Genomic DNA, 25,226 nt, shown 5'->3' with positions numbered 1-25,226 from the left:
ATGCGAAAAGGATTTCTTCGATGAATCGTAGCGAATTCAACCAGGGTCTGAAGGGTGGCCTCATCATTGCCCTGTCCGCAGCGCCCTTCGCGATGCTGTTCGGCGCCGTGGCAAGCGACAACGGCCTCTCGGTCATGGAAGCGGGCCTGATGAGCGCGACCGTCTATGCCGGCGCCAGCCAGCTCGTTGGTATCGAACTTTTCGGCCACCATGTGGCGCCGTGGCTGATCGTGCTCTCCGTTTTCGCCGTCAATTTCCGCCATATCCTCTATTCGGCGGCGCTGACCCGATACATTACCCATTTCACGCCGGTTCAGAAATTCTTCACCTTTTTCGTGCTGACCGATCCGCAATTCGCGGAAGCCGTGAAGCGCGGTGAAAGCGGCCGAGGCGTCAGTTTCCCCTGGTATATCGGCTTCGGCGCCGCGATCTATTTCCCCTGGCTGTTTTTCAGCGTCGTCGGCGCGTTTTTCGGGCGGATGATGGGCGATCCGCGTGCGCTTGCGATCGACGTGCTGCTGCCGGTTTATTTCCTCGGGCTGGTCATCGGCTTTCGCAGCAAGCCCGGCTTTTATCCGGTGGTGGTGGCCAGCGCGCTCGGCTCCGTGCTCGGCTATCATTTCGTAGGCTCGCCCTGGCATGTCAGCATCGGTGCCGCGGTCGGCGTGGTCGTTGCCGCTTTCCTGCCGCTGTCCACTGATTCCGTGCCGGCAGAAGCCGCCACTGAGATGGAGAGCTGACATGACCGACCTCATCTCCGTGGATATGGCTCTGCTGATATTGGCCGCAGCGGCCGCGACATTCCTCACCCGTATCGGCGGTTATGTGCTGATCACCCGGATGAAGACAATCCCGCCGCGCATGGAACAGGCCCTCAACGCCGTGCCGGCGGCGGTTCTGACGACGCTCGTCGCCCCCGCCTTCTTCAACGGCGGCTGGGACGTCAAGATCGCCATGCTGGCGGCACTCGTGGTTGGGGTCCGGTATCCGGGCCTCTTGCTGCTCGGCGCCGGCTGGGCGGCAGCGATGATCTGCCGCCACCTCCTGGGTTTCTGATTAAAGGCGCCTGCTTCAGGAAAGCGGCTCCGTCGCCTTCACCAGCCAGGTCTTGACCGCGTCATCCTCGATCAGCGGCAGCAGCTTTTCGCGCACGGCCGCGTGGTAGCCGTTCAGCCAGCCGAGCTCCTCGGCGGTCAGCAGGTCAGGCAGCACGAGGCGGCGGTCGATCGGGCACCAGGTCAGCGTCTGGAAGGCGAGCATCGGCTGGTCGCCGCCGTCGATCTCTTCCGCTCCGGTCACATAAATCAGGTTTTCGATGCGGATGCCGAAGGAGCCGGGACGGTAATAACCGGGCTCGTTCGAAAGGATCATGCCGGGAAGCAGTTCCTGGGTCGCCAGCCGCGAGATCCGCTGCGGGCCTTCATGGACGGAGAGATATGAGCCGACGCCGTGGCCCGTGCCATGCGCATAATCGCCACCGGCCTTCCAGAGCGCGATGCGGGCGAGCGGATCGAGATCGCAGCCGCGCGTGCCCTTCGGAAAGCGCGCCGTGCTGATGCCGATCATGCCCTTCAGCACCAGGGTGAAGAAACGCTTGTGCTCCTCCGGAACAGAGCCGACCGCGACCGTGCGGGTGATGTCCGTCGTGCCGTTGACATATTGCGCCCCCGAATCGACCAGGAAAAGCTCGCCCGCTTCGAGCTTGCGGTTCGTCTCGGTCGTCACCCTATAGTGGATGACCGCACCGTGTTCGCCGGCGCCGGAGATCGTCTCGAAGGAAATGTCTTTCAGCGGGTTCTGCATGTTCTGTCCGACGCGGGCACGGGTCGCCTCCAGCGCCTTGACCGCGTCGATCTCGGTGATCGTGCCGGGCGCCTGAGCGTCGAGCCAGCAGAGATATTCGACCATTGCCGCGCCATCCTGCACATGCGCCTTGGCCGAGCCTTCGAGCTCTTCGCGGTTCTTGCAGGCGCGCGGCAGTTTTGCGGGATCGGAAGCCTCGACCACCTCGCCGCCGGCGGCGGTGATCGCCCTGGTGAGCGCCAGCGGCGTCAGTTCGGGGTCGATGAGGATCTTCGCGCCGTCCGCCGAGAAGGCCGCAAGCCGCGCGAGGAATTCCGAAGGCGAACGCTGGACGGCGATCTGGGCCAGATAGGCGGCCTGTTCGATACCGGTCTTCATCTGGTCGAGAAAAATCTCGGCCTTGCCCTCCGCCGGAATGATGGCGCGCGACAACGGATAGGGCGTGTGCGGCACGTCGTCACCGCGGATGTTGAATATCCAGGCAACCGAAGTCGGATCCGCGATGACGACCGCGACAGCCCCCTTCTCCTTTACCTGGCTCGCAATCGAGGCAATCTTCTCGCCCGCCAGCGTACCGGCATGCTCCTGTTTCTGGATCGAGACGGCGCCGAGCGGCTCGGCTGGCCGATCGGTCCAGATCGCGTCGAGCGGATTGCCGTCGAGCAGCACCAGCGATCCGCCGATCTCGGCAAGCGCCTTTTCCAGCCGGCGTACTTCCGCCCCCGCATGCAGCCACGGATCGATGCCGAGTCGGAAACCTTTCGCGCCGTGGCGCGGCAGCCAGACATGCGGCGGTTCGTTGACGAGATCGCCGGCGGTGAAGACAGAGCCATCCACCTGCTCGGCAAGCTGGGTGACGTAACGTCCGTCGACGAAAACGATAGCCTCACGTTGCGTCACGAGCGCCATGCCGGCCGATCCGGTGAAGCCGGTGAGCCAGGACAGGCGCTCGGCCGAGGCCGGCACGTACTCGCCCTGATATTCGTCGGCACGGGGGACGAGAAAACCGTCAATGCCGAGATCGGCGAATTTCGCCCTGAGCGCGCTGACGCGATCGCGGCCGAACTGCGGGGCGGACTTCACTTCGAAGGACTGGAACATGAGGTTGTTTTCCGGGCTGCCTGATTCCGAGAGGTCGGACCATGTTAGCCGATCTTCGACGGACATTGCCAGACGGGCCGGATGAGCGGCGATTGTGCATCTGCTCAACAGGTCTGGCGCGGATTTGGCCATCCCATGCAACAAACGCATACCACCAATGAGAGAAGCCCTCTCACTGTGCGGTGCAGCAATCGCTATATTCACTTCATCGAACGGGCGCCGAACAAGGCCCGTATCAAAAGGATCGCTTCCATGGCCAACTCTTTCTTCCGCAATGCCTTCAACCGCGTGGTCGAAGCTCGCGAGCGTCAGGTTGCCCGTTACGTCAACGGCGCCTTGCTGAACCTCGATGACGAAACGCTGAAGGGCCTCGGCACCAGCCGCGAAGAACTGCGCCGCAAGGGCGCCCAGAGCTACGTATTCTAAGCTACGTATCCCGATCATACGGCCGGCGCGGGCTCTCCTCCCTCACCCGCCCCGGCTTTCAGGATACGAGGCCCGCTCGAGCAGATCCTCCCTCACGCTCGCGGGTAGGTCAGTCTCAGAACTGATCGCAAGGCGGCACCACTGGTGTCGCCTTTTTGCTGTCTGCACCAGAAGCCATGCGAATAAATCAATGCTGCATTGCGAAATGGATCACCGGCTGCGCAGATGGATCGTCACCCAGCCATTGCGCCAGATGGTGCGGACATGGGCGAGATGGACGCCGCTATAGGCGGCCAGCACCTTCCAGCGCTGTCCGGCCAGGATGCCGGACAGGATCACCGAACCGCCCGGCGCCAGATGTGCCGCCAACTGCGGCGCCATCTTCATCAGCGGCCGCGCGAGAATGTTGGCGATGATCAGGTCGAACGGCCCCTCCCGATCGAACGCCGGCGAATGAAATCCCGGCGCCGTCTCCAGGCGGATGCCGGTGGCGATGCCGTTGCGGCGGACGTTTTCACGGGCCACCCGCACGGCGACCGGGTCGATATCGGTCGCCAGAACCGGGATATTGCGCAGCTTGCGCACGGCGAGCGCCAGCACGCCGCTTCCGGTTCCGAGATCGAGCGCATTGCGGACGGGTTTCACGCGCATCACGTCCTCGATCATTTCGAGGCAGCCGGCGGTGGTGCCGTGATGACCGGTGCCGAAGGCCTGGCCCGCATCGATCTCGATGGCGATGTCGTTGACCTTGACCTTGTCGCGGTCATGCGACCCATGGACGATGAACCGCCCGGCCCTCACCGGCTTCAGCCCTTCCAGCGATTTGGCGATCCAGTCGATATCCGGAATGACTTCCCTCTGGATTTCCAGAGCGGGAAAGGCCTGGGCGAGACCTTCGGCGACACGCTCGCGCACCATCTCCTCGTCATCCGCCATCATGTAGACGGAGGCTTCCCAGATGTCCTTCTTCTCATCGACCTCGGTGGTGGCGATGGCGAAATCCTCTTCGCCGAAAACCTCCGACAGGATATCGAGGATCTCGGCCGCACCTTTTTCGGTGGACGTGACGTAAAGGCGGATTTCGCTCAAGGAAACGGTCTCTCAGCTATTGATCTGTGGCGGAGAGGATTGCCACAGAAGCTGTGTCCGCTTCAACGTCAAACGTATCAGCCCTTGATCAGATTTTCGAGCTTCTTGATCGCGACGTCCGGATTTTCGCCGTACGCAATGGTGCCGGCGAAGCGACCGCCATCGTCGAGCAGGAATACCGACGCCGTGTGATCCATGGTGTAGTCGCCGTTCGGATCCTTTTCGTCGACCGGCACCTTCTTGAAATAGACCTTGAAGCCCTTGGCCATCTCTTGGACCTTGGCCGGCGGGCCGGAAATGCCCTTCACCCGGTCGGTGACATTGGAAACGTACTGGCCGAGCAGTTCAGGACTGTCGCGCTCCGGATCGATGCTGACGAAATATCCGTTGAGTTTGGTGCCGTCCGGATCGACCTTGCGCAGCCAGCCGTTGAGCTCGAAAAGCGTCGTGGGGCAGACTTCCGGGCAATGGGTGAAGCCGAAAAACAGCGCTGTCGGCTTGTCCTGGAAGGCCTTTTCGGTGATCGGCTGGCCGTTCTGGGCGACGAGCTGGAAAGGCACGCCAAACGGACCCTCGGCAAGCTGCTGTTTCGAGCGCGTCAATGTCAGCGTCAGCGCCACCAGCACGCCCGCCAACGCAACGACGGCGACCCACAGAACAATTCGGAAGCTCTTCATCGGTATCTCTTCAGCTCAGGCCCGGTTGACGGAGCGATAGACCCGAGCCGGCGGCCGCGCAATTCAAGAAGTCGTTTTCGAAAGATATCGCGCTGATTTGTCTCAACGCCAAGGCAGTGGTCAGAAACACCAGGAAAGACCGGTTTCATCGAGCGTCAGCAGGATCGATGAGCCGAACCGGAGCCAGCCGTAAAAGGCGATGCCGCCGAGCCCGAGCAAAAGCAGGCTCACGGCGGTGATCAGCGGCAGGCGGTAACTGTCGACGGTGCTATCCATGCTGTTCAATCTACAACCTTTTCCGGCTCCTTGGAAGGCGGCACAACCTCCAAACAAGCTTAGCGTAAGATTAATACCTGTCTGAGATCTTATAAAGGCGAAGGTGGTTCACGAATCGTTGCGGCAAATGGGAGTGAGATGCGACACGCATCGCACTGAGGGCCGCGATATCGTGAGGACCCCTAAAGACATGACGTCGCCGATATCGGCTCGCTCCCTGTTTCCATCTCTATCCGAAAGCCTGCCGGACCTGTCCGGCGCCGGGAGGAATTTCAACAGCATGACGGTAGAACCCATTCGCAAGACGCTATCGGTCAATCACCGGCTATGGACGCTGGCAGGATCCGCCTTTGCCGGTATCGGCGCCATGCTGCTTGTCGGCTGGTACGAGGGCCGCCAGGTCAACGAAGCGCTGCAGCGCGCCACCGAGATCGGGGAGCATGTGGATACCGTCAACGGCATGCGCATCGCCAACCTGGAACTCGTCCTGGCAGCGATGGACACGATCGTCGACCGCGACGACAAACGCGTCGATCCCGCCCGGCTGAAGGCGATGGCGGACTCCATCGACAAATTGAAAAGCTCATCGGGCGACCTGAAGAAACTCGCGACCGACATCGGCAATCCGGGCCTCGTCGGAGGTTTTGAAACGGATCTCGCAGCCGTTTCCAGCGCAATCCAGATCGATCTCAAAAAAATGGTCGAAACCGGCGCGCCCGACGACGCCTATGACAAGATCGACGACGTCATCGACGGCGCTGGCGAACGGCTTGGCACGGCTCTCGAGGCAGCAGCCGTCGCAGGCGAAAAGCTTGTCAGCAACCGCGTCCAGGAGGCGAACACGCTTTCCTCGAACGCGCTTTATGTGCAGCTTGGCTGCGGCCTGATCGCATTGGTCGTCATGGCGATCCTGCAGAGCGTTCATGGCGGCGCCATAAGGCGCGGCATCGACGGGGTTCGCGCCAGCATGCAGCGGATCATCGGTGGCGACTACAAGACCGCCGTGCCCGGCATCGACCGCGGCGACGAAATCGGCGAGATGGCGCGCGCCACCGACATCTTCCGGCTTGCGGCCGTCGAGCGCCAGACCCTGGAGAGCAACCTGGACGACGAACGCCGCCGGAATGAGACCCAGAGGCAGGCGAGCGAATCGGAACAGAAGGCCGAAGCCCAAGCGCTCCAGTTTGCCGTTGATTCGCTTGCGAGCGCGCTCAACCGTCTCTCCGAAGGCGACCTCGCAGCGGCGCTAGAGCGTCCCTTCCGCGGAGATCTCGAACGCCTGCGCAGCGACTTCAACCGGGTCGTCGAGCGCCTGCGCCACATCATGACCGAGGTTGCCAACAGCTCCAGCTCCATCGGCGCCAACGCCAACCAGATGCGCTCAGCTGCCGACGACCTGGCGAAGCGGACCGAGAAGCAGGCGGCCTCGCTCGAGGAAACATCGGCAGCCCTCGAAGAAATCACGGCGACCGTACGCAACGCCACCAGCCGCGCCGAGGAAGCGACGCAGATGGTGAGCGATGCCAAGGACTACACCGAGAAGTCCTCAGGCGTGGTTCGCGATGCCACGGCCGCCATGGGACGGATCGAGGACGCAACCGCCGAAATCGGCAAGATCATCAACGTCATCGACGAAATCGCCTTCCAGACCAACCTGCTGGCGCTGAATGCCGGGGTCGAGGCGGCCCGCGCGGGCGAGGCCGGCAAGGGTTTTGCCGTCGTAGCGCAGGAAGTGCGCGAACTCGCCGGACGCGCCGCTGGTGCGGCCAAGGACATCAAGGCACTGGTCACCCGTTCCAACCACGAGGTCAAGACCGGCGTGGACCTGGTGAAGGCGACGGGCGACGCCCTGACCCGGATCGGCGACGACGTGCTGAAAATCAACGATCACGTTCACGCGATTTTCACTTCTGCGCGCGAACAATCAACCGGACTAACCGAGATCAACATGGCAATCGGCCAGATGGACCAAGCAACGCAACAGAATGCCGCAATGGTGGAGCAGAGCACTGCTGCCAGCCATTCGCTGGCCAGCGATGCCGAAAACCTGAACAAGCTGATCGGCCATTTCCAGATCCGTGGAGGCAATGGCCCTCGCGCCGTCGAGGCTGCGAGCGCTTCCACGCCACCCAAACCATCGCCCGCACTGAACTTGATGAACAAGCTCGCGGGAGCCTTCAGCAACAGCCCCACCTCCGCCAAGCCGAAGGCCGTGGGATCCTCAGACAAATGGGAAGAGTTCTGACATGAGTAATGCCATCAAGCAGTCCGGCGCCTACCTCGAAATCGTCTCCTTTCATCTCGGAGACCAGGAATTCTGCATCGATATCATGGCGATCCGCGAAATCCGCGGCTGGGCGCCGGTGACCCCGATGCCGCACACCCCGCCTTACGTGCTCGGCCTCATCAACCTGCGCGGCGCGGTGATCCCGGTCATCGACATGGCCTGCCGCCTCGGCATGAAGATGACCGAACCGTCGGAACGTTCCGCGATCATCGTCACGGACATTGCCGGCAAGCTGGTCGGCCTGCTGGTCGAACAGGTATCCGACATGATGACCATCCGTGGGGAAGACCTGCAGCCGGCCCCGGAGATCATTCCAGAAGCCCAGCGCGCCTTCTGCCGCGGCATCGTAGCGCTCGAAAAGACCATGGTCTGCTTCCTGAACCTCGATACCGTCATCGCCGACGAGCTCGCGCGCGAAGCCGCGTAATCTGCGGCGCGAAAGCGTCCGAAACTATGTCCGGATCTCCCGTTACACGCAGATGTGACGGGAGATTAACTTATTGTAATCATTGCTTATTTGTAACAATTTTAAACGGAACCGGGGAACCGGGTCCACGTTCTCCCGTCGCTAAACGCCCAACCGACGCTTCAAACGCCCCTCGGCTGGTTTACCCAAGATAGGAGAACGACCATGAACAAGGCTTTTGCTCTCGCAGTCCTGATGTCCGCCGCCACGGTGGGAACCGCCTATGCCCGCGATATGGGCATGACGGCAAAACCCGCGGGCGACGTGGCCATCGTTTTTACCAATCCTGAACTCGATGACAGCGCAAAGCGGCTGGACGTTCCGGATAGCGTCATCCACCCGGATCAGGCCACCATCCAGAAGGCCCAGAACGAAGTGAAGACCGACCGCGCGCTGCGCGCCGATCTGCTGAGCCAGAACGTCGAACTCAACAACGTCGTGGCGATCGACACCGCCGCCGACGGCAGCCGGATCGTCTACGTCCGCTGATGAAGCGGGGCCGGTTTCTTTCCCCCGGCCTCCGTTTCTGGCCACCCACGACCGCCTCCACGCATGTGATGGAAGCTTAACCGTTGTGCATGAAGATGACCTCGGAAAAGTCCGGAACAATCTCCGGACTTTTCCGGTTCCGTCTATATCTTGGTGACGAACAGACACGTGTTCGGCGCCTAAGAACCGAGAAAGGAACATGTTATGAAGAAGGTTATTGCTCTCGCAACTCTTATATCCGCTTCCTCAATCGGGGGCGTTTACGCCCAAGACCTCGCCCCGACTGCGCCGGCCCCCTCCCCGTCGGACGTGACGGTGGTCTACATTACCGAGGCAACGGATAGCGAATCGTCGAACGACAAGATCCCGCCGACGCTGATGACACCCAACCCGCAGGCAGCTGAGGCTGCCCAGGAGCAGATCCAAACGGATTCCAACCTGATGGCAGCTCTTGAAGAGAAGAACGTCCAGCTGCAGAACGTGGCGGGTATCGAAACCGCGGCCAACGGCGGCAAGATCGTCTACGTCCGCTGATCGGCCATTTGAGGATTGGAGAACAGGCTCGCTTTGCGGGCCTGTTTTTTTGTCGTGCCGCGCCTGAATTGACTCCCGCCACACCGCATGACTGTATTCGCCGTAAGGATGCAGCATGCCCTGCATCCTTACGGCTTTGGGAGGAGCGCACTTGAGCGACAGAGTTGACGCCATCGTGGTGGGTGCGGGCCTTTCGGGCCTCGTTGCCGCGACCGAACTTGCAGATGCCGGCCGCTCCGTCGTCATCCTCGACCAGGAACCGGAACAGAACCTTGGCGGCCAGGCCTTCTGGTCGCTCGGCGGGCTGTTCCTCGTCGATTCTCCCGAGCAGCAGCGGATGGGCATCCGCGATTGCCTCGATCTCGCCTGGCAGGACTGGCTCGGCACCGCCGGTTTCGACCGCGAGGAAGACCACTGGCCGCGCCTCTGGGCGGAAGCCTATGTGGCCTTCGCCGCCGGCGAAAAACGCTCCTGGCTCAGGCAGATGGGCCATCGCATCTTTCCGGTCGTCGGCTGGGCGGAACGCGGCGGCGGCTCGGCGACCTCGCACGGCAATTCCGTGCCACGGTTCCACACCACCTGGGGCACAGGCCCCGGTGTCGTCGAACCGTTCGAGCGACGGGCGCGCGAGGCGGAGAAAAACGGCAGGATCCGCTTTCTCTGGCGGCACCGCGTCGACAATCTGGTCAGGACCGGCAGTGCCGTGACAGGGGTTGCAGGCACGGTCCTAGCAGCAAGCTCGGCGCTGCGTGGCGAGGAAACCTCCAGGACACCGGCCGGTGACTTCGAGCTCAATGCGCCGATCGTCATCGTCGCTTCGGGCGGCATCGGCGGCAACCAGGACCTCGTACGGCAGATGTGGCCGGAACGGCTCGGGCGACCGCCGCCTTTCATGGTCTCGGGCGTACCGAAACATGTGGACGGGCGGATGATCGGCATTACCCGGGCGGCCGGCGGGCAGGTGATCAACCGCGACCGCATGTGGCACTATACCGAGGGCCTGCGGAACTGGAACCCGATCTGGCAAAACCATGGCATCCGGATCCTGCCCGGCCCTTCCTCTCTATGGTTCGACGCGACGGGCAAGCGCCTGCCTGCCCCTTTTTATCCCGGCTACGATACACTCGGCACGCTGCAGCACCTGATGGCGACGGGCTACGATTACAGCTGGTTCGTGCTGAACCAGAGCATCATCCGCAAGGAATTCGCGCTCTCCGGCTCCGAACAGAACCCGGACCTCACCGGCCGCGACTGGAAGCTGACAGCGAAACGGGCGATCGGCAGGAAAGCGACCGGGCCGGTGGAGGCCTTCAAGGAACATGGCGAGGATTTCGTGATCGCCGAGAGCCTTGGCGAGCTCGTGGCCGGCATGAATCGGCTTGTCGGCAGCAATCTTCTGGACGTTGCACAAATGGAGCGCGAGATATTGGCCCGCGACGGCCAGGTGGCCAATCCCTTTGCCAAGGATGCGCAGATCATGGGCATCCACAACGCCCGCCGCTCGCTTGGCGAAAAGCTGGTGCGCACGGCAAAACCGCACCGCATTCTCGATCCGGCGCACGGGCCGCTGATCGCGGTGAGACTGAACATCCTGACGCGCAAGACGCTTGGAGGGATTGAGACGGACCTGTCGGCCCGCGTGCTCGGTGAGAACGGAGAGGCGATCCCGGGGCTCTATGCCGTCGGCGAGGCCGCCGGTTTCGGCGGTGGCGGCATGCACGGCTATCGGGCGCTCGAAGGCACCTTTCTTGGTGGATGCCTGTTTTCCGGCCGCAATGCCGGCCGGGCGGCCGCGGCCGCCCTTGGCTGACGGGATTACGGTTTTGGCTTGCCGTTCTTCCAGGTGACGTTCTGGTTGTAGAGCGGAATGGTCGAGATCGCCATCTTCGCCGAGCCGTCGGTGAGTTCGCGCGTGTGGACGAGATAGATCAGCGTGTCGTTGGCCTTGTCGTAGATGCGGTTGACGACCAGCGACTTCCAGATCAGCGACATGCCTTCGCGAAACACCTCGTCGCCATCCTTGGAAAGATCGATGTTGCCGATCTCGATCGGGCCTGTCTGGCGGCAGGCGATCGAGTTGTTGGACGGATCCTCGAACCAGTTGCCGTTCTTCAGCCGATCGATGATGCCGCGCTCGAAATAGGTCACGTGGCAGGTGACGCCCTTCACCTGCGGATCGGCGACTGCCTCGACGATGATGTCGTTGCCGATCCAGTCGACGCCGACCTCGCCGACCACTTCGGCGGAAGCGGGAAGGGCAAGCACGCCGAGCGCAAAGGCTGCGGCAGATGCAAGGCAGGCAAGGCGACTCATTGGTTGCGTCATGGCGACTTCAGCTCCGGTAAACGATCCGTGATCTGAGATAAGGATTGCCGGGGCGGAAACAAGCGGATGCTCGGGAACTCTTATTTGAGCCGGCAGGTGCAGGGCGCGTAGCCGCCGGAAAACAGCCGCCCGACCTTCATGCCGATCATCGCCGGAATGTCGCGGACATGCGGCACGGCAAGCGATTTGGCGATCGCGATCGTCGCCCGCGCGCAGACGGCCGCGTCCTCGGCCGCATTGTGGTGGGCGAACCGAAGGCCGAGATGCTGGGCAAGGACATTGAGCTTGTGAGAGCCGAGATGCGGCCAGACCTTCTGCGACATCTTCACGCTGCAGAGATAGGACAGGTCCGGATAACTCTGCCGGTAGGCATCGAGGCAGGCCCGCCAGACGCTGAAATCGAAGGCGGCATTATGGGCGATCATCGTCGCGCCGCGAAAATCGTCGGCGAACTCGTCCATCACCTCCGGAAACTCGCCGGCATCCTCGACATGTTCCGGCCGAATGCCGTGGATCGCGACGTTGAAGGAGGAAAACCGCATGTCCCTCGGGCGGATCAGCCGCTCCTCCACCCGCACCACCTCGTCGCCCTCCAGCCAGGCAAGCCCGACCGAGCAGGCGCTGCCGCGTTGCTCGTTGGCGGTTTCGAAATCGATGGCGATGGTTTTCAAGGGCGAGTTCCGGATGAAGGTCGGAGAACTTCTACAGGCGGGAATTCGATTCGGCAAAGACGACCAGCGCTTTCACCCCTCTTGACGCCTTGGCGCTTGTCTGAGACCTTGGCCACCATGATCCGTTTCGCCGCCCACATGCATCTTACCGTGACCATTCACCCCGCAGGGTGCGTGGCGGTCTTGGCGCGTTAACCGGTCATCCGTCCACCAACCCTGCCGAATATGGCAGGGTTCGGTGTTTCCGCTCTGCCTCGGCGAAGACCAAGGAGAGCAAGCATGACTGAGTTCGATATCCCGCCGCCTTTAGACCCCGATGCGCGATGGCCCGAAGGCCTGTCGATCCGCGCCCGCACTCCGGCGGATGCGCCGGCCATTACCGCCTTGCACAATATGCCCGGTTACCGCCGGGGCACCCTGAGAACGCCGCACCACAGCCCGGAGGAAATCCGCAAGGGCATCGAGAACCAATCCGCCAATTTCATCTCGCTGGTCGCGGTCCTCAAGGACAGGATCGTCGGCGATGTCGGCATGACCCGTTATGCAAATCGCCGGGCCCACGCCGGAAGTATCGGCATGGGCGTCCACGACGCCTATACGGGCCGCGGGATCGGCCGCGCCCTGATCGGCGAAATCCTTGCCATCGCCGACCGATGGCTGGACCTGAAGCGCGTCGAACTGACTGTCTACACCGACAACGAGGCAGCCATCGCGCTCTACCGGAAATTCGGCTTCGAGGTCGAAGGCCATCTCAAACAATTCGCCTTCCGCAACGGCGAATATGTCGATGCCTATTCGATGGCGCGGCTCAGGGTGTGACCTTCATCACCCGATGAAGGCCATCACGCGATAAAGGCGAGCCATTCGTCCTCGTCCATCACCTGGACGCCGAGTTCCCTCGCCTTGTCGAGCTTGGAGCCGGCGCCCGGGCCGGCGACCACATAGTCGGTCTTCTTGGAGACCGAGCCGGCCACCTTGGCGCCAAGGCTTTCCGCCCTCGCCTTGGCCTCGTCGCGGGTGAATTTCTCGAGCGATCCGGTGAAGACCACCGTCTTGCCGGCGATCGGGCTGTTCGAGGCGACCGGCTTTTCGGCGGCCTGCGGCGTCACCTCTTCGCGAAGCCGGGTGATGACCTCGACATTGCGCGGCTCCTTGAAGAACTCGACGATGGCACGCGCCATCACCTCGCCGATGCCCTCGATATTGTTGAGATCGTCCCAGGCGTCGCCGGAAAGCTCGGCCGCATCGTCCATGGCCTTCGCAAACGCCTCGTAGGTGCCGTAGGCGCGCGCCAGCAGCTTGGCGGTGGTCTCGCCCACGTGGCGGATGCCGAGCGCGTAGATGAAGCGGTGCAGGGCGATCTCGCGCCGCTCGTCGATCGCATCGAACAGTTTCTTGACGCTGACTTTTCCGAAGCCCTCGATATTTTCGAGCTTGGTAAGCGTCGATCCCTCCTGCCGCCGCTTCAGCGTGAAAATATCCGGCGCGGTGCGGATCTTCAGCGCGTCGTCTTCCGCCTCGAAGAAGAAATCGATCTGCTTTGAGCCGAGGCCTTCGATATCGAAGGCGTTGCGCGACACGAAATGCTTGAGGTGCTCGGTCGCCTGCGCCCGGCAGACGAAACCGCCGGTGCAGCGGGTGACCGAATCGAGCTTGCCGGTCTTTTCGTTGCGCTCACGCACCGCATGGCTGTCGCAGACCGGGCAGCGCTTCGGGAATTCGTAAGGCACCGCTTCCTGAGGACGTTTCTCCATCACCACGTCGAGCACCTGCGGGATGACATCCCCTGCCCGCTGGACGATGACGGTGTCGCCGACGCGGATATCGTGGTCGAGCTCGCGGATCGGCTCGCCGGAATTGCCCAAGCCCTTGATATAGTCCTCGTTGTGGAGCGTCGCATTGGTGACGACCACGCCGCCGACGGTGACCGGCGTCAGCCGCGCGACCGGCGTCAGCGCGCCGGTGCGGCCGACCTGGATGTCGATCCGTTCCACATGGGTAAAGGCCTGTTCCGCCGGGAATTTATGCGCCGTCGCCCAGCGGGGCGAACGAGAGCGAAAGCCGAGCCGGGCCTGCAGATCGAGCCTGTCCACCTTGTAGACGACGCCGTCGATCTCGTAGTCGAGATCCGGGCGCTTGAGCCCGATATCCTTGTAATGGGCGATGATATCCTCAACCGCGTGCAGGCGCTTCATCAGCGGATTGACCGGAAAACCCCATTCCCTGAACTTTTCGACCATGCCCATCTGGGTGTCGGCCGGCATTTCGGACATCTCGCCCCAGGCATAGGCGAAGAATTTCAGGTTGCGGCTGGCGGTCACCTTGGCGTCGAGCTGGCGCAGCGACCCGGCCGCCGTGTTGCGCGGGTTGACATAGGTCTGCCTGCCTTCCGCCGCCATCTTCTCGTTAAGTGCCAGGAAGTCGCTTTTCGTCATATAGACCTCGCCGCGCACCTCGACGACATCGGGCGCGCCCGCGGGCAGGCGATTGGGGATTTCCTTGATGGTCTTGATGTTCTCGGTGACGTTCTCGCCGGTCGTACCGTCGCCGCGAGTGGCGGCATTCACCAGCCGGCCGTTCTCGTAGCGGATCGACATGGAAAGCCCGTCGATCTTCGGCTCGGCGGTAAACGCGATCGAGCCGTCCGGCAGCTGGCCGAGGAAACGGTAGACGGAAGAGACGAAGTCGCGCACGTCATCGTCCGAGAAGGTGTTGTCGAGCGACAGCATCGGCCGCGAATGGGTGATCGCCGCAAACGTCGGCAAGGGTGCCGCGCCGACCCGGATCGATGGGCTGTCGGCGCGGATAAGCTGCGGGAACCGCTTTTCGATCGCATCGTTCCGCCGTTTCAGCGCGTCGTAATCCGCATCCGAAATCTGCGGCGCGTCATGGCCGTGATAGAGCTCGTCATTGCGGGCAATCTCCGCCGCCAGATAGGCCAGTTCGGCTGCGGCCTGTTCTTCGGTCAGGTTTTCGACGGGCGTCTGTTCGGCGGGCATGCGGGTCTACTCCTCGGGTAGCGAGGAGTCGTTTTGTAGCGCAAATTTCCCCAAGGGGAAGAGGATCACCCATCGCAAGGCGCCAAGAAACGTTGGAGACTGGTGATGCTATTGAAGTCATCACCAGTTGATGCTATTGAGGTCATCATGGCAAACGCAAAACTCCTGTTGAAAAGACGGCAGGAACGCACGCTACGATCATTCGTGGATCTCTCTGTTTTCGAAGTGCCGGCACCGCTCAAAGGCAGCGCACACAATTACAAATATCGGCTGGCCTATGTGGTCGATGACGTTTGCGTCATGCGATACGACAACGAGGCTGGAAAGGGAGATCACAGGCATATCGGTGCCGTCGAGGCACCGTATTCGTTTCGAAACGTATCGACTTTGTTGCGGGATTTCTTCGCAGAAGTCGAAAGGATGGAGGCCGATGAAAACTCTTAGAATCAATATTGCATCGCAAGATGACATCATCGCCGACTTCGAAGCCGGCCGACATCTCGGAGAGCCGATCTACAGCTTCCCGACATGGGAAGCCCTGCACACAGCCCTGACCCCCAACCGGGTTGCGATTTTGGCGGCCATGAAAGACAAGGGCGGCATGACGATGCGGGAAGTGTCCCGGCTCGTAAAACGCGACTTCCGCCCCGTTCATGCCGACATTGCAACACTGATTAAGATCGGGCTTCTCGATAGGGCTGAAGACGGCGTCATATTTCCCTATGCCGACGTCCATATCGACATTTCGGATATCTCGAAGGCAGCTTAAACCCCGGACGCGCTTTTTCATTGGAAAGCAGCGGGAGGTCGGTACGCCGACGGGATTACATTCCGGTCAGCCGTTGCCTGCCAGCAGCCGCTTGGCCGCCGCCCTCGCCTCGTCGGTCACCGATGCGCCGGCGAGCATGCGGGCGATCTCTTCGGTGCGGTGTTCCGGCTCCATGGTGGCGACGCGGGTGGCGATCTTGTCGGTGCCCTCGCCGGCCGGTCCCTTGGAGATCAGCAGATGGGTTGCGGCACGCGCGGCCACCTGCGGTGCATGGGTGACGGAGAGCACCTGCACCTTGTCCGACAGCCGTTTCAGCCGCTGGCCGATCGCATCGGCGACGGCACCGCCGACACCGGTATCGATTTCGTCGAAGACCAGCGTCGGAGCCGAGCCGCGATCGGCGAGCGCCACCTTGAGCGCCAGAAGGAAACGCGACAGCTCGCCGCCCGAAGCGACCTTCATGATCGGGCCCGGGCGGGTGCCGGGATTGGTCTGGACGTGGAACTCGACCGTATCGATGCCTTCGGCGCTCGCCGCTTCCTGATCGCTCGCCACATCGACCATGAAACGAGCCCGTTCGAGCTTCAGCGCCGGCAGCTCGGCCATCACGGCTTCGGCCAGCGCCTCGGCGCCATGCCGGCGCTTCTCGGACAGGATGGCGGCGGCTTGATCGTAGGCGGCCTTGGCAGCGGCGGTCAGCTTTTCCAGCTCGGCGAGCTTCTCCTCGCCGGCATCGAGATCGGCAAGGTCCGATATCATCTTTTCGGCAAGCGCCGGCAGGTCGGCGACCGGGATCGAATATTTGCGCCCGGCGGCCCGGAGCGCAAACAGCCGCTCCTCGACCCGCTCCAGTTCGCGCGGATCGAACTCGGTGCGCCGCAGCGCCGCCTCGACTTCCATCTGGGCATTGGAGAGGTAGTTGAGCGCCTGGTCGAGAAGCTCGACAGTCTCTTCGAGCAGGCCCGGCGCCTCGTGGCTCTTGCGCTCCAGGCGCCGCACCAGCGAGGCGATCAGCGGCACGGGCGATGCATTGCCATTGAGGAATTCGGAGGCTTCGGAAATGTCGCCGGCGATGCGTTCGGACTTCTGCATCCGCGAGCGCTGCTCGGCGAGCTCGTCCTCCTCGCCGTCGCGCGGCGAGAGCGCTTCGAGCTCTTCCACCGAGGCACGGATATAATCGGCTTCGCGGGCCGCGGCCTCGACCTTGGCGCGATGGATCTTGAAGGCCCGATCCGCGTCCTTCCAGGAGCGATAAAGGCCGGAAAGCTGCAGTACCTCGTCGCCGAGGCCCGTAAAGGCGTCGAGCAGCGTGCGGTGGGCGTCGGTATCGATCAGCGCCCGGTCGTCGTGCTGTCCGTGGATCTCGACCAGAAGCTGGCCGGCCTGGCGCATCAGCTGCACGCTGACCGGCTGGTCGTTGATGGAAGCACGGGTGCGCCCGTCGGCCGACTGGATGCGGCGGAAGATCAGGTCGCCGTCGTCGTCGATGCCGTTGTCGCGCAGGAGTTTTCGGGCGCCGTGGCTGCCGGACACGTCGAAGACGGCCGTCACCTGGCCCTTGTCCTCGCCATGGCGCACCAGGTCGCCGTCACCGCGACCGCCGAGCGCCAGCGAAAGACTGTCGAGAAGGATCGATTTGCCGGCGCCGGTTTCGCCGGTCAGCACGGAAAGGCCGGTCTCGAAGGCAAGATCCAGCCGCTCGATCAGAACGATATCGCGGATCGATAACTGGATCAGCATGTCTCAGACCTTAAGCGCCGATCAGCTTGGCCCCGGCGCGGGAAATCCACGAACCGCGATTCTCGCGCGGTTCGACGCCGTTGCCCTTCAGCAGCTTGAAGGAGTCCGCATACCACTGGCTGTCGGGATAATTGCGCCCGAGGACAGCGGCAGCGGTCTGCGCCTCTTCCGTGATGCCCATCGCATAGTAGGCCTCGGTCAGGCGTGCCAGCGCCTCTTCCACCTGATTGGTGTTGGGGTACTGCTCGACCACGTTGCGGAAGCGCTGGATCGCTGCAAGATATTCCTTGCGCTCCAGATAATAGCGGCCGATCTGCATTTCCTTGCCGGCGAGCTGGTCGCGCGCGAAGCGGATCTTCGCCTGCGCATCCTCGACATATTCCGAGGTCGGATAATTGGTCACGACCTTGTTCATCGCATCGATGGTGCGCACCGCAGCGCGCTGGTCCTGGGTCACGTCGGCGATCTGCTTGGAGTACGCGAGGCCGACGAGATACTGGACATAGGCCGAATCCTGCGATTGCGGGTACTGGCTCATGTAGCGGTTGCCGGTGGCCACAGCCTCGTCGTTGCGGCCGAGCCGGTACTTGGTGAACGTGCTCATGACGAGCGCCTTGCGGCCCCATTCGGTGAAGGGATTCTGGCGGTCGATCGAATCGAACTTGCGGCCCGCTTCGGCAAGGTTGCCGGCCTTCATGTTGGCGAGACCCTGATTGTAGAGCGTCTCCGGCGCATCCGTTTCGAGACCGAGCTTGGTGATGTCGATATCGGGATCCGACTGGCAGGCGGTCATGCCAAAGCCGGCGCCGGCCAGCACCAGCGACACAAGCGCTACTCTTGCCGTCTTACGCATTCCAACAGACCTTACATGGTTCATTCGAGAATTCCTGATCGTCCCGCGCCTGAAAAGCCCGCTGCCCAAGCAGGCCGTTCTAGCCATAAAAGCAAAGGGAGAGCAACGCAATGCTGTGGCATTAATGCATTTTTGTGGCACGCCGCCGCAATACGGCAATTCAAGGTGAAATCGGAACCCTGTCCCTCAAAAAGAAAAAGGCCGCTTCCGGAGAAGCGGCCGAGTCGACTGGGTCAACTTTATCAGGCAAACCAGGATGCAAGTTCCGGCACGTTGACCGGTACGAACTCCCCTGCCCGCACGCGGGCCGCACGCGACGACGGAGCCTCGACGACCTCGTAAGCCGTCGGGTCGCTCATCAGCGCCTTCAGCGCATTGGCATTCATCTTGTGGCCGCCGCGATAGGAGCGGTAGCAGCCGATGAACTGGGCGCCGGCAAGCGCCAGGTCGCCGACGGCATCGAGCGTCTTGTGGCGGACGAATTCGTCCTTGTAACGAAGGCCCTCGACATTGACGATCGTGTCGTCGTCGGAGATGACCACCGAATTTTCGAGCGAGGAACCGAGTGCATAACCGGCGGCCCAGAGACGTTCCACGTCGCGCATGAAGCCGAAGGTGCGGGCACGGGAGAGTTCCTGCTTGAAGGTCTCGGCGGTCAGGTCGCCCTTCCAGCTCTGGCGGCCGATCAGCGGCGAAGAGAAATCGATCTCGACTTCGAAACGGGTGCCGTCATAGGGGCGGAACTCCGACCACGAAGCGCCGGAGTCGATGCGGACCGGCTTCAGGACACGGATGTAGCGGCGCTTGATGCCGAGATTGACGATGCCGGCCTGCTCGATCGCTTCGATGAACGGATAGGAGCTGCCGTCCATGATCGGCATCTCGCCGCTGTCGACTTCGACCATGATATTGTCGACGCCGAGCGCGTAGAGCGCCGCCATCACATGTTCGATCGTTGCGACGGAGCGGGAAAGCGACGTACCGAGAACGGTGCAGAGATCGGTATTGCCGACCTGGGAGGAAACGGCCCGATATTCGACCGAGCTGCCGTCGTCCAGAAGACGCGTGAAGATTACGCCGGTGCCAGCTTCGGCAGGCTGAAAAGTAAGGCTGACGGGGGCTCCGGAATGAACGCCAATGCCCTTCAGGGTTACCGGGGAGGCGATGGTGGTCTGGAAACCGAACAGTCCGATAGTCATTCCTGCTGCCTTCTTTTCGCCGGATCCGTAAAGCAAAAAGGATCCGATATTCTTAACGCCTGCCGGACCGATCGCCTGAATCGGTCGATCTCTGTCGGCGTGTCTTAGCGTCTTTCATACGCAGCCATCCGGCACAATCCAAATCACTGTTCATTTCGGATTGTTACGTTGTTAACTCTACGTCTTGATTGATAAAACGAGCGAAGGCCCGGATGCGTGATCCGGGCCTTCTTCACGTTTCGTGACCGTCTTTAACTCAGTTCGACTGGCGGCGCAGGAAGGCCGGAATTTCGAGCTGATCTTCCTCGTGATGGGCCTGCGGAACCGCACGTCCATGATCGTCGAGATTGCCGCGGCGCGGCGCATAGAGGCTTGCTTCGGCCGACAGCGGACGACGCTGCTGCGGGGCCGGAGCCGGTGCGGCCGGCTCGATGTGAGCAGGCTCTTCCTCTTCGCGGCGGCCAAGCGAGTTGGTGATCCTCTTCAGGAGACCCATCGGGCCGCGTTCTTCCTGCACATGGCTCACCGGCTGGGCGCGACGATCCATTTCGGCCTTCACGACCGGCGGGAAATCCTCGACCTTCGGCATGCGAACCGGTTCGACCACCTGCGACATCGGCTCGCGGTAGACCGGCTGCGCCGGACGCGGAGCCGGCTGGCTCACCGCCGGAGCGGGCTGCTGCGCGTGATGATGAACCGGGGCCGGCTGCGGGGCCGGAGCCGGGCGGCTCATGACCGGGGCCGGTGCTTCGGCCGGAGCAGCTGCGAAGATGCGGCTCTGCGGGCGGAACTCTTCCTGCTGATGCATGACCGGCTGCGGAGCGACCGGCTGAGGTGCCGCATGCTGGTGCTGCGGTTCAGCGATTGCGAGTTCGCGTTCCATTTCGGCTTCCGCCATGCGGATCGTCTCGGCGATCGGATCGATGACCGGCTTCGGAGCCGGGGCTGCCTGCATGACCGGAGCCGGCTGAGCAGCAACAGGCGCCGGAGCAATGGCAGCCGACGGGCGGATGATCGGCTTGGCAGCGGCGCGCATTTCGGCGGCGCGGATGTCGACGGCGCCGGCGGCGCGATCGATACCAGTCGCCACGACCGATACGCGGATCAGGCCTTCGAGCGCTTCGTCGAAGGTTGCGCCGAGGATGATATTCGCATCCGGATCGACTTCCTCACGAATGCGGGTCGCAGCTTCGTCGACTTCGAACAGCGTCAGGTCACGGCCGCCGGTGATCGAGATCAGCAGCCCCTGAGCGCCCTTCATCGAGGTCTCGTCGAGCAGCGGGTTGGCGATCGCGGCTTCTGCGGCCTGCATGGCGCGGCCCGGGCCGGATGCTTCGCCGGTACCCATCATCGCGCGACCCATCTCGCGCATGACCGAGCGGACGTCGGCGAAGTCGAGGTTGATCAGGCCTTCCTTGACCATCAGGTCGGTGATGCAGGCGACACCGGAATAGAGAACCTGGTCGGCCATTGCGAACGCATCGGCGAAGGTCGTCTTGTCATTGGCGATGCGGAAGAGGTTCTGGTTCGGAATGACGATCAGCGTGTCGACAGACTTCTGCAGTTCCTGGATGCCGGATTCGGCAAGCCGCATGCGGCGCTGGCCTTCGAAATGGAACGGCTTGGTGACGACGCCGACGGTCAGGATGCCCTTGGAGCGGGCGGCCTGGGCGACGACCGGCGCTGCACCCGTGCCGGTGCCGCCGCCCATGCCGGCGGTGACGAAGCACATGTGCGTGCCATGCAGATGATCGACGATCTCGTCGAGGCATTCTTCCGCGGCGGCGCGGCCGACTTCCGGCTGCGAACCGGCGCCGAGACCTTCAGTGACCCGAGCGCCCATCTGGATGATGCGTTCGGCCTTGGTCATAGTCAGCGCCTGGGCATCGGTATTGGCGACGACGAAATCGACGCCTTCGAGGCCGGCTGTGATCATGTTGTTGACGGCGTTACCGCCGCCGCCACCGACGCCAAACACGGTAATCCGAGGCTTCAACTCGGTGATATCAGGCTTTTGCAGCTTGATGGTCATTGCACCAGTTCCTTCTTTTGCTGGCCGCATCGCCGCCGGCCAATTCATTGCAACTCTTCTCCGATACGCGGGCCGAAGCCCCTCGCATCAAAAACTTTCCTTCAACCACTGGCCCACGCGGGCCAGCCTGCCATTGCCGCTTCCCAGCGTGGCCATCAGGCCGCTCTGCGAGGCGTGTGTTTCGAGATCCGCGACCTGCGGATAGATCATCAGCCCGACTGCCGTCGAAAAGGCCGGTCCCTTGGCTGCCGTCGGCAGGCCGGAGACGCCCATCGGACGGCCGATGCGGACATTGCGCGCCAGGATGCGGCGCGCCGTTTCCGAAAGGCCGGTAAGCTGGCTGGCACCACCCGTCAGCACCACACGCTTGCCGACGATCGGGCTGAAACCCGACTTCTGGATGCGGTCGCGGATGAGCTCGAGCGTCTCTTCGATGCGCGCCTGCACGATGCGGGTGACCAGCGAGCGCGGCACCTGGGTCGGCTGATCGCGATCGTCCTCGCCGATCGGCGGAACCGAGATCACATCCCGCTCGTCGCCACCGTTGGCGAGCGCCGAACCGTGCACGACCTTCATGCGCTCGGCATCCTCGATGCGGGTCGAAAGGCCGCGGGCAAGGTCGGTGGTCACATGATGACCGCCAAGGCTGATCGCATCCGTATGAACGAGCTTGCCCTCGGCAAAGACCGAGATCGTCGTCGTGCCGCCGCCCATGTCGATCGCAGCGCAGCCGAGCTCGACTTCGTCGTCGACGAGGGCCGCAAGGCCGCTCGCATAGGGCGTCGCGACCATGCCTTCGACCGACAGATGCGCACGGTTGACGCAGAGTTCGAGGTTCTTCAGCGTGGCCCGCTCAGCTGCCACGACATGCATGTCGACACCAAGCGTATCGCCGAACATCGCCAGCGGATCACGGATGCCGCGTTCGCCGTCGAGCGAGAAACCGGTTGGAAGCGAGTGCAGGATGGCGCGATCCTGGCGCAGCGACTGCTGGCTTGCCGCCACCAGCACCTTCTTGAGATCGGCCTCTTCCACTTCCTGGCCACCAAGATCGATCGTCGCCGTATAGACGTCGCTGGTGATGCGGCCGGCAGAGACGTTGACGATCAGGCTGTCGACGGTAAGTCCCGCCATACGCTCGGCGGCATCGACCGCGAGGCGGACGACGCTTTCCGCGGCATCCAGATCGCCGATCACGCCGGACTTCACACCGCGCGAGCGCTGGTGGCCGATGCCGATGATCTCGATATTGTGGGTACGGCCGGGCAGAACCTGGCTTTCCTGGCGCGGCGTCAGCCGGGCGATCATGCAGACCACCTTGGTGGAGCCGATATCGAGGACCGAAACGACGTGGCTGCGCTTGGAAGACAGCGGCTTCATGCGCGGCAGACCAAAATGGGAAGAACCGAATACGCTCAAGACTGCTCTCCCAGTTTCTTCAAGGCCTTTGTCCGCGCATCGAGCGCCTCTCTGCGGCGATCCAAGGCACCGGGAGTGAGCTGAATGGTGGTGCGATCCTCAAGCCTCAGATCGACGGCGGCGACATCGCGCTCCAGCAAGCCCTGCTCCTTTTCGAGCCGTGCGAGCACGCGCAGCGCCTTGGCGACGTTGGCTTCCGGCAGCTTCAGCACGACGCCGTTGTCGAGATGCAGATCCCAGCGGCGACCGGCAATGCGGACATAGGCCTTCACGCGATTTTTCAGCTCCGGCCAGCCGGCCATGGCGTCCTCGAAGGAGGATGCGGCCGTCTCGGCATCGCGGCCGACGAAGAGCGGCAGCGAGGCAAACTTGTTGTCACGCAGCGGCGCGATCACGCTGCCGTTCTTTTCGATCAGCGAGAGTTCGGCGCCGTGCTGCCAGATGCCGAAGGCCTGACGTTCCTTCAGCATCACCTCGATCGTCTTCGGGTAGATCTTGCGGACTTCCGCATACTGGACCCAGGGAAGCACCGAGAGCTTGCGGCGGGCGGAATCGATGTCGAGAGCGACCAGCGAGGTCGTGCCGTCGAGGCCAAGAAGCTGCAGAATGTCGATTTCGGAAGTCTGGTCATTGCCCGAGACGCGCACATCCTCGATCGCAAAGCCGACAGCCGCCGTGGTCGCCTGCGCGACCGCCTGGCCATGACCGCCGAGCGACATGCCATAGAGACCGACCGCGGCAAAGAAGCCGAGAGCGGAAAGGGTTCCGGTATGGGGCGGGATGTGGATGCGGCCGGTGGCGAGGCTGGCGCAGAAACGGAACACCCGGCGAAGCGGGCGCGGAAGGACCCGGCGCTCTTCGGCACCGAGATAATGAGCCTGAGAACGGCCTCGCGGTCCACCCGCTTTTCTGCCGATCAACGCAAACACGTAGCGTCCTCCACCATCCAACGGACGAGTTCACCAAATGAATGACCGGCATGGCCGGCCATTTCGGGCACCAGTGATGTCGGGGTCATGCCCGGCTGCGTGTTGATTTCCAGCCAGATAACCTCGCCGTTCTCGGAGAAGCGGTCGTCGTAGCGAAAGTCGGAGCGACTGACGCCACGGCAGCCCATCGCCTGATGCGCCTTGAGCGCTAGTGTTTGAATCTTTTGGTAAATATTCGGTGAAATTTGCGCCGGGATGACGTGTTTCGAACCACCCTCCGCATATTTCGCATCGTAATCGTAAAAGGCGTGGCTGAGAGGCACCACTTCGGTGACGCCAAGCGCCACGTCGCCCATCACACCGCAGGTGAGTTCGCGGCCATAGATATAGCGCTCGACCAGGACACGATCCCCGTAGCGCCACTCGGCCGAGCCGATGATCTGCGGCGGATGCGACTGATTTTCCTGGACGATCACAACACCGAAGGACGACCCTTCGCGAACCGGCTTCACCACATAGGGCGGCTTTATCGGATGAGCGTTACCGATATCGAAGCGGCTCATGGCCTTGGCTTCGGCGACGGGAATGCCGGATGCCTTGGCGACGTGCTTGGCCTGATGTTTGTCCATAGCGAGCGCCGAGGCAAGCACGCCGGAATGGGTGTAGGGAATTTCGAGGTATTCGAGAATGCCCTGGATCGTTCCGTCCTCACCGAAAGGCCCGTGCAAGGCATTGAAGGCTACGTCCGGCCGAAGCTCCGAGAGAACGGCCGCGACATCCCGGCCGACATCGACGCGGGTGACGCGATAGCCTTCGCCTTCAAGAGCATCCGCACAGGCAGCGCCCGAGGACAGGCTAACAGGCCGCTCGGAGGAAAATCCTCCCATCAAAACAGCCACGTGCTTGTCACTCATCAATCACTCCCGCCAAAAAGGACTACACTCTCTAGTACGGCGCTTGCGCCAACCTGTTCTCTGACGATTCTCGCCGGACGTTAGGCATGCCTGCATTAGTGCCCGAATATAGTTAACAAACCGTTTACCTTGATTAACCCGGGTAGCCAAAAGCATGAAAACAAAGGAAAAATCGAATCGCTGGATGTTAACGCCCAGTTTGCGGCAACATTCGGAACGGCAATAAAA

25 protein-coding genes are annotated in these 25,226 nt (G+C 62.4%); 11 read left to right on the top strand and 14 right to left on the bottom strand.

Features of this window, described 5'->3' with window-relative positions:
- Positions 1 to 20 precede the first annotated feature (20 nt).
- Together C5J26_RS05370 and C5J26_RS05365 are read left to right on the top strand one after the other, a co-directional pair.
- The gene (locus C5J26_RS05370; protein ID WP_105400797.1) at positions 21 to 740 is read left to right on the top strand and encodes an AzlC family ABC transporter permease; all 720 of its coding nucleotides are present in this window, start codon (positions 21 to 23) and stop codon (positions 738 to 740) included.
- Position 741: 1 nt separating this feature from the next.
- Entirely contained in the window at positions 742 to 1,056 is a 315-nt protein-coding gene (locus C5J26_RS05365; protein WP_105400796.1) for an AzlD family protein, read from the top strand.
- 15 nt (positions 1,057 to 1,071) lie between these two features.
- On the opposite strand, the gene C5J26_RS05360 is transcribed toward C5J26_RS05365, so the two are convergent.
- A complete protein-coding gene (locus C5J26_RS05360; RefSeq protein ID WP_105400795.1) occupies positions 1,072 to 2,904 on the bottom strand; it encodes an aminopeptidase P family protein in 1,833 nt (610 codons plus the stop codon).
- Positions 2,905 to 3,156: 252 nt separating this feature from the next.
- On the opposite strand from C5J26_RS05360, the gene C5J26_RS05355 reads away from it, so the two are divergent.
- The gene (locus tag C5J26_RS05355; RefSeq protein WP_037087476.1) at positions 3,157 to 3,330 is read left to right on the top strand and encodes a hypothetical protein; all 174 of its coding nucleotides are present in this window, start codon (positions 3,157 to 3,159) and stop codon (positions 3,328 to 3,330) included.
- Positions 3,331 to 3,540: 210 nt separating this feature from the next.
- On the opposite strand, the gene C5J26_RS05350 is transcribed toward C5J26_RS05355, so the two are convergent.
- The 3 genes from C5J26_RS05350 to C5J26_RS32545 all read right to left on the bottom strand — a co-directional run bounded on the left by C5J26_RS05350 (position 3,541) and on the right by C5J26_RS32545 (position 5,372).
- Positions 3,541 to 4,419, bottom strand: coding sequence for a 50S ribosomal protein L11 methyltransferase (locus C5J26_RS05350; protein WP_105400793.1), 879 nt, complete (start codon positions 4,417 to 4,419; stop codon positions 3,541 to 3,543).
- A 77-nt stretch (positions 4,420 to 4,496) separates the two neighbouring features.
- On the bottom strand, positions 4,497 to 5,096 hold the full coding sequence (locus C5J26_RS05345; RefSeq protein WP_105400792.1) for an SCO family protein: 600 nt from the start codon (positions 5,094 to 5,096) through the stop codon (positions 4,497 to 4,499).
- 120 nt (positions 5,097 to 5,216) lie between these two features.
- The gene (locus C5J26_RS32545) at positions 5,217 to 5,372 is read right to left on the bottom strand and encodes a hypothetical protein (RefSeq protein ID WP_172745754.1); all 156 of its coding nucleotides are present in this window, start codon (positions 5,370 to 5,372) and stop codon (positions 5,217 to 5,219) included.
- 280 nt (positions 5,373 to 5,652) lie between these two features.
- On the opposite strand from C5J26_RS32545, the gene C5J26_RS05340 reads away from it, so the two are divergent.
- The 5 genes from C5J26_RS05340 (at position 5,653) to C5J26_RS05320 (ending at position 10,958) form a co-directional block, all read left to right on the top strand.
- Positions 5,653 to 7,617: a methyl-accepting chemotaxis protein gene (locus C5J26_RS05340; RefSeq protein ID WP_105400975.1), complete on the top strand. Its 1,965-nt coding sequence runs from the start codon at positions 5,653 to 5,655 to the stop codon at positions 7,615 to 7,617.
- Position 7,618: 1 nt separating this feature from the next.
- On the top strand, positions 7,619 to 8,086 hold the full coding sequence (locus C5J26_RS05335) for a chemotaxis protein CheW (RefSeq protein WP_046607492.1): 468 nt from the start codon (positions 7,619 to 7,621) through the stop codon (positions 8,084 to 8,086).
- Between the two features lie 204 nt (positions 8,087 to 8,290).
- Positions 8,291 to 8,614, top strand: coding sequence for a hypothetical protein (locus C5J26_RS05330; RefSeq protein ID WP_105400791.1), 324 nt, complete (start codon positions 8,291 to 8,293; stop codon positions 8,612 to 8,614).
- A 204-nt stretch (positions 8,615 to 8,818) separates the two neighbouring features.
- Positions 8,819 to 9,148 carry a hypothetical protein gene (locus C5J26_RS05325; protein ID WP_105400790.1) on the top strand — a complete coding sequence of 110 codons (330 nt, stop codon included), beginning with the start codon at positions 8,819 to 8,821 and terminating at the stop codon, positions 9,146 to 9,148.
- Positions 9,149 to 9,299: 151 nt separating this feature from the next.
- Positions 9,300 to 10,958: an FAD-binding dehydrogenase gene (locus tag C5J26_RS05320; protein WP_105400789.1), complete on the top strand. Its 1,659-nt coding sequence runs from the start codon at positions 9,300 to 9,302 to the stop codon at positions 10,956 to 10,958.
- 5 nt (positions 10,959 to 10,963) lie between these two features.
- On the opposite strand, the gene C5J26_RS05315 is transcribed toward C5J26_RS05320, so the two are convergent.
- Positions 10,964 to 11,461 (bottom strand): CreA family protein, encoded by a 498-nt coding sequence (locus C5J26_RS05315; protein ID WP_105400788.1) that lies wholly within the window; start codon positions 11,459 to 11,461, stop codon positions 10,964 to 10,966.
- Positions 11,462 to 11,553: 92 nt separating this feature from the next.
- Positions 11,554 to 12,144, bottom strand: a complete 591-nt coding sequence (locus C5J26_RS05310; RefSeq protein WP_105400787.1) for a 3'-5' exonuclease — start codon at positions 12,142 to 12,144, stop codon at positions 11,554 to 11,556.
- A 279-nt stretch (positions 12,145 to 12,423) separates the two neighbouring features.
- Between C5J26_RS05310 and C5J26_RS05305 the strand changes: the two genes are divergently transcribed.
- Positions 12,424 to 12,963, top strand: coding sequence for a GNAT family N-acetyltransferase (locus C5J26_RS05305; protein WP_105400786.1), 540 nt, complete (start codon positions 12,424 to 12,426; stop codon positions 12,961 to 12,963).
- Positions 12,964 to 12,986: 23 nt separating this feature from the next.
- Here the strand turns inward: C5J26_RS05305 and ligA are convergent, their stop codons facing one another.
- The gene (ligA, locus tag C5J26_RS05300; RefSeq protein WP_105400785.1) at positions 12,987 to 15,143 is read right to left on the bottom strand and encodes an NAD-dependent DNA ligase LigA; all 2,157 of its coding nucleotides are present in this window, start codon (positions 15,141 to 15,143) and stop codon (positions 12,987 to 12,989) included.
- A 105-nt stretch (positions 15,144 to 15,248) separates the two neighbouring features.
- On the opposite strand from ligA, the gene C5J26_RS05295 reads away from it, so the two are divergent.
- Complete coding sequence (locus C5J26_RS05295; RefSeq protein ID WP_371681886.1) at positions 15,249 to 15,587, top strand: DUF6516 family protein; 339 nt, start codon at positions 15,249 to 15,251, stop codon at positions 15,585 to 15,587.
- The gene (locus C5J26_RS05290) at positions 15,574 to 15,912 is read left to right on the top strand and encodes a hypothetical protein (RefSeq protein WP_105400784.1); all 339 of its coding nucleotides are present in this window, start codon (positions 15,574 to 15,576) and stop codon (positions 15,910 to 15,912) included. Before C5J26_RS05295 ends, C5J26_RS05290 begins: the two co-directional genes overlap by 14 nt.
- A gap of 66 nt (positions 15,913 to 15,978) precedes the next feature.
- On the opposite strand, the gene recN is transcribed toward C5J26_RS05290, so the two are convergent.
- From recN to C5J26_RS05255, 7 genes are all read right to left on the bottom strand, one after another.
- Complete coding sequence (recN, locus tag C5J26_RS05285; RefSeq protein WP_105400783.1) at positions 15,979 to 17,652, bottom strand: DNA repair protein RecN; 1,674 nt, start codon at positions 17,650 to 17,652, stop codon at positions 15,979 to 15,981.
- A gap of 10 nt (positions 17,653 to 17,662) precedes the next feature.
- Positions 17,663 to 18,529, bottom strand: coding sequence for an outer membrane protein assembly factor BamD (locus C5J26_RS05280; protein WP_046626004.1), 867 nt, complete (start codon positions 18,527 to 18,529; stop codon positions 17,663 to 17,665).
- A 218-nt stretch (positions 18,530 to 18,747) separates the two neighbouring features.
- Positions 18,748 to 19,704, bottom strand: a complete 957-nt coding sequence (gene lpxC, locus C5J26_RS05275) for a UDP-3-O-acyl-N-acetylglucosamine deacetylase (protein ID WP_105400781.1) — start codon at positions 19,702 to 19,704, stop codon at positions 18,748 to 18,750.
- 256 nt (positions 19,705 to 19,960) lie between these two features.
- Positions 19,961 to 21,736 (bottom strand): cell division protein FtsZ, encoded by a 1,776-nt coding sequence (gene ftsZ / locus C5J26_RS05270; RefSeq protein ID WP_105400973.1) that lies wholly within the window; start codon positions 21,734 to 21,736, stop codon positions 19,961 to 19,963.
- An 87-nt stretch (positions 21,737 to 21,823) separates the two neighbouring features.
- Complete coding sequence (gene ftsA, locus C5J26_RS05265; RefSeq protein WP_046633535.1) at positions 21,824 to 23,155, bottom strand: cell division protein FtsA; 1,332 nt, start codon at positions 23,153 to 23,155, stop codon at positions 21,824 to 21,826.
- Positions 23,152 to 24,084: a cell division protein FtsQ/DivIB gene (locus C5J26_RS05260; RefSeq protein ID WP_105400780.1), complete on the bottom strand. Its 933-nt coding sequence runs from the start codon at positions 24,082 to 24,084 to the stop codon at positions 23,152 to 23,154. Before C5J26_RS05260 ends, ftsA begins: the two co-directional genes overlap by 4 nt.
- The gene (locus C5J26_RS05255; RefSeq protein WP_105400779.1) at positions 24,072 to 24,998 is read right to left on the bottom strand and encodes a D-alanine--D-alanine ligase; all 927 of its coding nucleotides are present in this window, start codon (positions 24,996 to 24,998) and stop codon (positions 24,072 to 24,074) included. Before C5J26_RS05255 ends, C5J26_RS05260 begins: the two co-directional genes overlap by 13 nt.
- Positions 24,999 to 25,226 lie beyond the last annotated feature (228 nt).

Origin of the sequence: Neorhizobium sp. T7_12 (genome assembly GCF_002968535.1) — a bacterium.
Lineage (GTDB): Bacteria > Pseudomonadota > Alphaproteobacteria > Rhizobiales > Rhizobiaceae > Neorhizobium > Neorhizobium tomejilense.
The sequence above is the reverse complement of the archived record's forward strand: the minus strand, read 5'-3'. Positions and strand labels throughout refer to the sequence as shown.

Excerpts from the sequence above, each read along its gene's own strand:
- C5J26_RS05370 (WP_105400797.1), top strand. The coding sequence starts at position 21 with ATGAATCGTAGCGAATTCAACCAGGGTCTGAAGGGTGGCCTCATCATT.
- C5J26_RS05365 (WP_105400796.1), top strand. The coding sequence starts at position 742 with ATGACCGACCTCATCTCCGTGGATATGGCTCTGCTGATATTGGCCGCA.
- C5J26_RS05360 (WP_105400795.1), bottom strand. The coding sequence starts at position 2,904 with ATGTTCCAGTCCTTCGAAGTGAAGTCCGCCCCGCAGTTCGGCCGCGAT.
- C5J26_RS05355 (WP_037087476.1), top strand. The coding sequence starts at position 3,157 with ATGGCCAACTCTTTCTTCCGCAATGCCTTCAACCGCGTGGTCGAAGCT.
- C5J26_RS05345 (WP_105400792.1), bottom strand. The coding sequence starts at position 5,096 with ATGAAGAGCTTCCGAATTGTTCTGTGGGTCGCCGTCGTTGCGTTGGCG.
- C5J26_RS32545 (WP_172745754.1), bottom strand. The coding sequence starts at position 5,372 with ATGGATAGCACCGTCGACAGTTACCGCCTGCCGCTGATCACCGCCGTG.
- C5J26_RS05340 (WP_105400975.1), top strand. The coding sequence starts at position 5,653 with ATGACGGTAGAACCCATTCGCAAGACGCTATCGGTCAATCACCGGCTA.
- C5J26_RS05335 (WP_046607492.1), top strand. The coding sequence starts at position 7,619 with ATGAGTAATGCCATCAAGCAGTCCGGCGCCTACCTCGAAATCGTCTCC.
- C5J26_RS05330 (WP_105400791.1), top strand. The coding sequence starts at position 8,291 with ATGAACAAGGCTTTTGCTCTCGCAGTCCTGATGTCCGCCGCCACGGTG.
- C5J26_RS05325 (WP_105400790.1), top strand. The coding sequence starts at position 8,819 with ATGAAGAAGGTTATTGCTCTCGCAACTCTTATATCCGCTTCCTCAATC.
- C5J26_RS05315 (WP_105400788.1), bottom strand. The coding sequence starts at position 11,461 with ATGAGTCGCCTTGCCTGCCTTGCATCTGCCGCAGCCTTTGCGCTCGGC.
- C5J26_RS05305 (WP_105400786.1), top strand. The coding sequence starts at position 12,424 with ATGACTGAGTTCGATATCCCGCCGCCTTTAGACCCCGATGCGCGATGG.
- ligA (WP_105400785.1), bottom strand. The coding sequence starts at position 15,143 with ATGCCCGCCGAACAGACGCCCGTCGAAAACCTGACCGAAGAACAGGCC.
- C5J26_RS05295 (WP_371681886.1), top strand. The coding sequence starts at position 15,249 with ATGCTATTGAAGTCATCACCAGTTGATGCTATTGAGGTCATCATGGCA.
- C5J26_RS05290 (WP_105400784.1), top strand. The coding sequence starts at position 15,574 with ATGAAAACTCTTAGAATCAATATTGCATCGCAAGATGACATCATCGCC.
- recN (WP_105400783.1), bottom strand. The coding sequence starts at position 17,652 with ATGCTGATCCAGTTATCGATCCGCGATATCGTTCTGATCGAGCGGCTG.
- C5J26_RS05280 (WP_046626004.1), bottom strand. The coding sequence starts at position 18,529 with ATGAACCATGTAAGGTCTGTTGGAATGCGTAAGACGGCAAGAGTAGCG.
- lpxC (WP_105400781.1), bottom strand. The coding sequence starts at position 19,704 with ATGACTATCGGACTGTTCGGTTTCCAGACCACCATCGCCTCCCCGGTA.
- ftsZ (WP_105400973.1), bottom strand. The coding sequence starts at position 21,736 with ATGACCATCAAGCTGCAAAAGCCTGATATCACCGAGTTGAAGCCTCGG.
- C5J26_RS05255 (WP_105400779.1), bottom strand. The coding sequence starts at position 24,998 with ATGAGTGACAAGCACGTGGCTGTTTTGATGGGAGGATTTTCCTCCGAG.